Origin of the sequence: Paenibacillus sp. MSJ-34 (assembly GCF_018918005.1) — a bacterium.
GTDB lineage: Bacteria > Bacillota > Bacilli > Paenibacillales > Paenibacillaceae > MSJ-34.
Window position 1 is genome coordinate 1 of record NZ_JAHLPR010000093.1, and the last position, 7,853, is coordinate 7,853.

General features: G+C 42.5%; 8 protein-coding genes. 3 read left to right on the forward strand and 5 right to left on the reverse strand.

The annotated features are described in order from the left end of the window. Positions 1-273: 273 nt before the first annotated feature. Positions 274-927: a hypothetical protein gene (locus KQI79_RS26705; RefSeq protein ID WP_144941245.1), complete on the reverse strand. Its 654-nt coding sequence runs from the start codon at positions 925-927 to the stop codon at positions 274-276. A 187-nt stretch (positions 928-1,114) separates the two neighbouring features. Between KQI79_RS26705 and KQI79_RS26710 the strand changes: the two genes are divergently transcribed. The 3 genes from KQI79_RS26710 (at position 1,115) to KQI79_RS26720 (ending at position 4,081) form a co-directional block, all read left to right on the forward strand. Then, positions 1,115-1,786: a DUF1906 domain-containing protein gene (locus KQI79_RS26710; RefSeq protein WP_186328495.1), complete on the forward strand. Its 672-nt coding sequence runs from the start codon at positions 1,115-1,117 to the stop codon at positions 1,784-1,786. Between the two features lie 51 nt (positions 1,787-1,837). Further along, on the forward strand, positions 1,838-2,341 hold the full coding sequence (locus KQI79_RS26715; RefSeq protein ID WP_216541387.1) for a hypothetical protein: 504 nt from the start codon (positions 1,838-1,840) through the stop codon (positions 2,339-2,341). Positions 2,342-3,442: 1,101 nt separating this feature from the next. Further along, on the forward strand, positions 3,443-4,081 hold the full coding sequence (locus tag KQI79_RS26720) for a hypothetical protein (protein WP_144941251.1): 639 nt from the start codon (positions 3,443-3,445) through the stop codon (positions 4,079-4,081). A gap of 45 nt (positions 4,082-4,126) precedes the next feature. On the opposite strand, the gene KQI79_RS26725 is transcribed toward KQI79_RS26720, so the two are convergent. From KQI79_RS26725 to KQI79_RS26740, 4 genes are all read right to left on the reverse strand, one after another. After that, positions 4,127-4,696, reverse strand: coding sequence for a hypothetical protein (locus KQI79_RS26725; RefSeq protein WP_144941253.1), 570 nt, complete (start codon positions 4,694-4,696; stop codon positions 4,127-4,129). Between the two features lie 377 nt (positions 4,697-5,073). Continuing rightward, on the reverse strand, positions 5,074-5,316 hold the full coding sequence (locus KQI79_RS28420; protein ID WP_144941255.1) for an SDR family NAD(P)-dependent oxidoreductase: 243 nt from the start codon (positions 5,314-5,316) through the stop codon (positions 5,074-5,076). After that, positions 5,313-5,555: an SDR family NAD(P)-dependent oxidoreductase gene (locus KQI79_RS26735; protein ID WP_186328496.1), complete on the reverse strand. Its 243-nt coding sequence runs from the start codon at positions 5,553-5,555 to the stop codon at positions 5,313-5,315. Before KQI79_RS26735 ends, KQI79_RS28420 begins: the two co-directional genes overlap by 4 nt. Before the next feature lie 875 nt (positions 5,556-6,430). Next, entirely contained in the window at positions 6,431-7,576 is a 1,146-nt protein-coding gene (locus KQI79_RS26740) for an IS4 family transposase (protein WP_035986408.1), read from the reverse strand. Positions 7,577-7,853: the final 277 nt, after the last annotated feature.

Below are 7,853 nucleotides of genomic sequence, written 5' to 3' on the forward strand. Positions count from 1 at the left end.
TCGGGTTCTTTAGCATACGCATTTTTGAAAATTGCTTTCAAAAACACGTTTACATCGATAATTTTAACTCAAGCACCCCAAATTGAGCCTCAATCGCCCGGTTTATTCCGAGATCCTATTACTGATGATCCAAGTTACTCCTAGCTTTGTAGACCAGTTAGCTTGTTCTACAAAACATGAGCAATCAATGGGAAAACCGCCCGGTTCGGCGGTTTTCTTTATTTGTGCTATAGTCGGTTCCCTCGGATATATGATGCCTAGGAACACCTCAGTTTAAGAGGCAGCCGATAAGGGCTGCTTTTGACTTTTGACATACTCATCGAATGTCTTGTCTACAAACACTCTTCCAAATACATTGACAATTTTCCCATCTTTCTCATAACAAAGGTCGTATGTGAATCCTCCCCATTCGATTTTTCTTCCCGCTCCCGTTATATAGTGGTTTAATAATGTTTTAATACGGTCGTTGACAGCCGGAACAAAGCCATCCGGTAATTCATCGTAATAAAGAATAGTTAAACTATCCCCCTCTTGAATACTACCAAAATCCGTTATTTGTTGTTCAACTTCAACGGTTAAGCTAACTAGATACCCATCTTGAACATCAACTTCTTTAACGATTCCAATAATGTCAGCGTTAGGCATACCCATCTTATCCCATTTATCTCTCTCCCACAAATCACTTCCATCTTCCGGCAGACTCGGTTGTTCATCCTCTGGTGCTTGACTTTCTAATGGGTTTAGCTCTTCCATTGGTTGACTTTCAGGAGAACTTACAGGGGGAGTCTGCGGCTCAGTTTCATTATTTATTGGATTAGGAGTTGCAGGCGGTACAGTCTGGCTATCGTCTTTTTGAGGATCAGTATTCGATGAACACCCAGCCAAAAATAAAAAAAACATCAGAAAGGCAAGTAATATATTCTTCAACCTTTCCACTCCTTTCTTAAATATTGTTTTTCCGAATAAACAAATTATTTCCTTAATCATAAAAGATTAACTTTTTCTTTGCAAAAAATACAATGTTATATTGCGTTACGTTACGCTATATGATACCGTGTGCTCAAGGGCCCTTATAATGCGTAATATTACGCTATATTACGAAGGAGGTTTTAGTATGGCTAGAAATGCTTTTGGTATTGACCGTGCTGCACCGTTCGGATCTTCGGATAGCGATGCTTTATGGTGTTTGTTTAATAACGGCGTTCGCGCTGTAGGACGATATTATGGAACGTCTTGGAAACAGCTCACTGCACAAGAGGCATTGCGGCTTGCACAGCATGGATTGGAAATTTGGACAGTATATCAACTTTCCAATAATAAGAATGAGGATTTTAGTTACAACAAAGGATACGAAGCCGCAAAGAATGCCGTCAGTCAGGCAGAAGATGCGGGGCAACCCCATTACTCGGCTATTTATTTTGGTGTTGATTATGATGCACAACCAACAGATCTTCAAAACTATGTAAAACCCTATTTTGAAGGTGTCCAGCAGTATATGCGTGACTTAGCTAATCAAGGGAAATCCAACTATAAGATCGGGGTTTACGGAGGCTATAACACTATTCGTTATATTTACTCCAATGTTCCCGATGTCGTATTTAAATGGCAAACCCGTAGTTTTAGCCAAGGTCAAGTAGATTCCGGTGCACATATCTACCAATATGATCATGACCAACCTTATACGCCTTGCAGTAGCGGTTCAAACAATGTTGGCAGCATTGACAAAAATGATATTGACGATTCCGATGGCGTTGCATCGTATGGCGGATGGTATGCTGCGGGTTAAACTCCCACTTTACTAAAATAGTGTTTTTCACTAATGAAAGGAGTGTCTTGAATGGCAACAGCTCTTAGCGTTTATGTTGGAAAAGCCGTTTCTGGTGAAAGTTATTATTCGGGTAGTGTGATCTCACGCCAAGCTTTTACCGTTACTGTAGAGGCCATCGATGGAGGACGTTTAGACACGAATTACAACGGTTGGGTTACAATCTATGCAAATTCTCCAACCAATGACCGTGCCTTTACGATTGGCTCCGTTTATCTATCGAATGGAAGAGGATCGACTTCTGCAACGATTTCATCGGTCTATGACCAAAATTCCGGACGAAAAATTACGGTTGCTGATTCTGCCGGAAGATCTGCTTCCATTAGTGTTGGGGTTTGGTTCCAAGGACGGGCAACTGTTTTTAACGCCGGCTCCGCATCATATTGCCAGGGAACAGGCCATGGAGCGCCGCCCGCAAACTATGTGGCATTGCCCGGTTACGGACTTTGCAAAAAAAGTGTCGTATTATTAATCCAGGAAATAAAAAGACTTCGGTTGGGCAAATCTGGGATGTAGGGCCATACTTTGATGCGGATCGCTGCGGATCCGACTACTATTGGAATACAGGAGATGTCCCGCGTGCACAAAAACCTGATTACTATGATAAAAAACGTTGCGAAAAATGCGGTACTGACTGCAATAAAGATCCTCTTGTGATGAAAGGCGCGATTATTGATATTAGCCCTAACATGATGAGCCAACTTGGGGCATCGGGTGAAGTTCAAAATGCCTGCTGGAGATTCACCTAATGTTCCGCTCTTCACACAAAAACCATCCAGTCTATAACGGGCTGGATGGTTTTTAAACAGCAATTCATAGTAATTACGATAGAAGCAATGATATAAAATATTTCTCCCTGTTTTGTTACTCAACCCAAATGCTATATGGAACCGACGTCGGTTCCAATTTCGGCTATGATCTGTGCAGCGCTGAAATTCCTGGAATCGTGTCCAACCGATCCAAGTCCTGCTGAAAAGGTCTAACCGTTTGGCTACCTCTATATCTCATTTGATAATTTGTTCATTCACATCTATCTGCCCGTGACCACCCAAGCTTACAGACTAGCCCTTGGCGGCTTTGGATTTCGTTGTGTGATGGCAACTCATCCGACCAACCCTGCCTCAAATTGGGTTCGTGTACCTTGACCCGTGCATTTGCCTCCGGCTTCCTCCAGATTCGGCCTCGCGACCGACACCCTTGCCCTTGGCTAACGGTAGGCGCTCGCCAACCTCTGTTCGGGACTTTCACCCTACGCCCATGCTGGGCGTACACCAATTTTCCGGCTGAAACGGATTTAAGCCGGATTTAAATGAGAGAGCTCTATCCGTAATTTTCTTCTCACAAGGATAAAAATCCCTTGCTTTTTTATTATACAAACGTATAATTAAAGTCATTACACAATTAGGAACATTACTGTGCTTAGAATCGCTAATTACGAATCAGAGCCTGGATAATTCAAGACGGATAGATCAAACCACAGGGAAAGAAATTGCCTTTCGGCTTCGAACAAGGATTCAATAGATGCATGATTAAGTGGTTTTATTGAATGTTTTAAATATTGTTGCAAAAGCGAAACAGATACGATTTTCATTATGTCTAAAATAAGGATTTACTAAAATGAAAATAAAGGTGGTTTTTATGAAAAGGCTAATGAGTGGATTTTTTTTGTTTTTGGCATTCTCTGTTTTACTTGTTGGTTGTGAGAGTGGCATGGGTAGTCCAACTGAAGCAACAAAAACGAATGCTATAGAAAGCTCTTCGGTCAATCTCACTGACAAAGAAGCAAAAGATATTCTCAACGAGCTTATACCGAAGGCAGAAAGTTTATATGGAATGTTTAACGGATCTGGATGGTTCAAAAGCGATGAGACGAAAACGATTCCAGGCGAAGATGGGTATGCTCTTGTTATTGACGAAAATGTCAAATCGGTAGCGGATTTGAAAAAAGCGGTAGAGGAAGTATTTACAAAAGATATGGCTCAAACAGTATTTTATTCTCGTTACCTGACGTCGGATAAAGGAGACCGTCCTCTTTATAGGGATTATGAAGGGAAGCTTTATGTAGACACGAATAATGGAGGACACGGTTGGCCAATAGAATTCCTAGTTGATACCGCCAGGCTAAAAGGACAAAAAGATAATGTTGTAGAAATTGAGTTAGATAAAACTGTCCTTGATGATCCCTCTGATCCTTTGACCGTAAGAATTGAATATGTAGATGGTAAATGGCTGCTGGCATCACGACTTGATGACTAATTAGCAGAAAGCCGAGGGCAGGATATCCTGTCCTCGGCTAATATATTAGCTAAGTTTATATTTTCCAGTAATGACTTTAGCATCAACCGTAAATCCTCTTTTTTTCATTGTATCAGCTAGCGTTTTCTGAGTGCCGCCGTCGGGATCGGCAACAAGATATCTGTCAAAACCCGAAGCCGAGGAATTCCATCCGTCCACGATTACAAAATGCATGTTCTTTCCTTCCTCAAGTTTTACCATGCAGATATTTCCGTTCTGGACTTCAGCAGAAATGTCAGCTATTTTATCAATTGCTACTTCGATGTCCTTATTTTCCATTTTTGCTGTGAAACCCTTTGCCGTAAAATCAGCATCGTTGTTTGTACCTTTTTTAGTTGCCTCCACAACGGCATTATAGGTATTGTCATTGTTGTTGGTCAAACCGCCTTTGTACAGGATAAACATGGCTAAAGAGCAAATTGCACATCCAAATGTCTTGATGTCTCCGCTTGCGCCCGTTTTACCGCAATTTTTGTAAAAGTTCTTGTCAGTAAAAGCAGAAGTCTCAGTGCCTGGATACTTAATAGAAGTATCACCTTGGTTGATTAAATGTGTAGACGATAGTTTATGTGGCATAAGCGTATCCTCCCTAAAAAACAAATTTTGAATCGTACAAAAACAGTTTTGGGGAAGCCTGGGATAAAGGAGTCAATTGGGTGTTATCCCGTCAGCACCAATTTTCTCCTAAGCTCCTTAGTTATATTATATAATATAGCGTTACGTTACGCAATATAAATTTTAGCAAATATTCATCGTCGAATAGTTACTGATGATTCAACTTACTCCCAGTTATATAAACCAGTTAGCTTGTTCTTTACATTAGAATGAGCATCAAGGAGAACCCCCCTAATGCGGTTTTCTCTAATGCAGTAGTCGATTTTCCCTCAGGCATACGATGTCAGGAACGCCCCAGTTTAAGAAGCAACCGATAAGAGCTGCTTAGTTGAACAGGTTCATGAGTATCCCGTGCTTGGCTTCCTCAAGGGCCCCGTACTCATCAAGCCTTCCAGACCCGCTTTGGCAGCCGAATAATCTCCCAATCCCTCGAACACAAAATTAGCCATCGTCGAAGTAATCGAATCAATCCGGCCGTACCGTTGCTCCCGCATAGCCGGGAGAAAAACTTGGGTCACCAAGAAGGGGCAGTACAAGTTAAGCCGCAGGGTATAATTCCCATACCAAATACTCCATGTCATGAATGGAGCTGTACGCTCCACCCCGTTTGGTCCACAACCTGATCCCGCAGCTTGTGGACCTCTTCCCCGTTCGTTACATCCGCCGGAAAAACATGCGCCCGGCCTCCCACCTGCTCAATGAGCCAGGCGACTTTCACCAGCTTTTCCCTGCGTCTGCCGACCAGAATGACCCCCTCTCCTCCTGCCGCCAAGCGGACGGCGGTCGGTATCAGTACAGACCTCGATACGGAATGCAACATTCCTCGCCCCCTCTCGCCCTCGCTGTCATGACGACTGTCTGGCCGCTGCATAGACTATAAGATTTTTTGGAATAGTATTATAAAGTGCCAGCAAAAAATCAGAGGAGAATACTCAACATGTTAAAGATGATACTAAGAGTAGATATTTTTTGGCTGGATTGTCGTCCTATTCTTTTCATTTCGTTTTGCGGTCACAGGACAACCTTAGATAGAAGCGCTTAACATACGTTGGAGTATACCGTTCATTATCGGAAGTACCATACTAAGCCTAATGATGCTTAACAGTTGTGTGAGCGATGGCATAGAAAGAGGAAGCTGCGAGAAAAAGGGTACCCTGTCGAAGCGCACAGGTGGTCAAAATTATCCCTGCGCTAGTGGGTCAAATTATTTCCGGCATTGACAACCAGTCCCCATTCGGGACTTACTACAACGCCCACGCTAGGAATACAACTAAAACAGCCCTCCATACGGAAGGGCTCAGAGTGTAGAGAAAGTCCCCTTCCGAAAAAAAGGGGACTTCTCGCTTGATTTTAGGGGGTACAAATATGTCTCCCCACCCTCGTAAAACGCGTTAGGAGCGATTCCAGAAGGTCAAATTTTTTCTGCCCAATCCCCGAATTTCAGGATGGGGGTTTCTCGACAGCCTGAGCCCTCCATACGGAAGGGCTTTTATTTTTTACTGCCCCTAATTTTGACTTTTCTTTAAGCATCAAATTCACTAGCGTTGCATAAAAAATGGTTCGTCATTTGTCGAAGTATTCTGAATGACATTTTCAACTTCGAAACCAAAAACGACAACGACCAAACAAAAGGTAGCCACTATCCATTTGGTAATTTTATACACTTATAACAACGGAGTTAGCGACAATCAACACCTAATTTCGTTTTTGTCGACCTCTGGATGTTCGTTTGGACTGGTAATCCATTCTGCCGATCCATTGCTCGAACGTTTGCCAGAGAAACACTTTGAGCCATCTACTGATTTGCAACAGACTGTGCTGACTGTTCCTTTCCCGTTTGACAAGGAGCAACAAACAGTAGGCAATGAGAGCGAGAAAGACTTGATTTCGTACAGCATTGTCACTCGTTCCATAGAACGTCTTGATCTTTACGTGTTGTTTCAGCCACTTAAAAAACAGCTCAATTTGCCAACGCCAACGATAGATGTCGCTTAGCTCATCTGCTTCCAAGTCGAATCGATTCGTAATGATTCGGATGCGATTTCCTTTTGAATCCAGCGTCTCAATCAGTCGTAATACGTTATCCACCCGTTTTTGTGGAGTTCCTAGAAGGATCATAGAATCCGATAATACGGTGCTTTCTGGTGGCAATTGGAACGTATGCAGATGGCGAACTTCCGCGTTATCTTTCAGACGTGAAGCGAAAAAGATGCCTTTGTCCGTGTATTCATCAAACTTTTCGTAATCCACGTATCCTCGATCAAAGACGTACATGGCTCCGATCTCGTCAATCAGCGATTCCATTTGCGTGCGGTCATTAGACTTGGCATACGTAAGGGAAATCTTATCAGGATACACATCCTCCTGATTGGCAAATACGAGACGAAGATGAATCTTGATTCCCGCCTTGGTTTTTCGAAAGGTTGCCCATTTGTACTTCTGCAAACATAACCCAATAGTAGTCGAATCAATGATTTTGATGTCTTTTCGAAGAGAGTGCGTGTTACCTGAGACGCTCTGAATCTGCTGCACCAAGTCTACAAAAATTTCTTCGAGCAAAGCAGGCTCTACTTGATTATTTTTGCGGCTAAGCTGTGATGGGCTGATCGATGACAGCCCTAGCTCCTGCTGAAATTCCTTTGATAAAACATCATCTGCAATGGCTCGTAGTCCTTCCCGTTGCTGAAGTTGTGCATGTAAAAACAGGAGGAGGTACGCTTTAGTCGTCAGCTTTTTCACGTACTTGTCTTGGTCCGTTTCGTCAATACGTTGTTGGAAATTCACAATATTGATGGGTGCAATCCATTTACCAAATGAAGAAAATAGGGTATTCTTGTCCATGGTCGATCCTTTACGTTGGATTTGGACAGGAACTACCTGACCTTTCCAGTGTAAAGGATTTTTTTATGCCACGGATGATAGAATACCGAAGATTATGGGGATTTTGAATGGTTAGAAAAGATTAATGCAACGCTAGTGCATCAAATTAAAAAAATAAACCTAAATTTCGAAAGTACCGTTCATTGAAAACATAAAAAAGTGCCCAAATCTTTGGTAGAATGGTGTTTGTCGAGAACACTACACCCAAAGAGAGGAGCACCTTTTAGGTGAAGTCTAC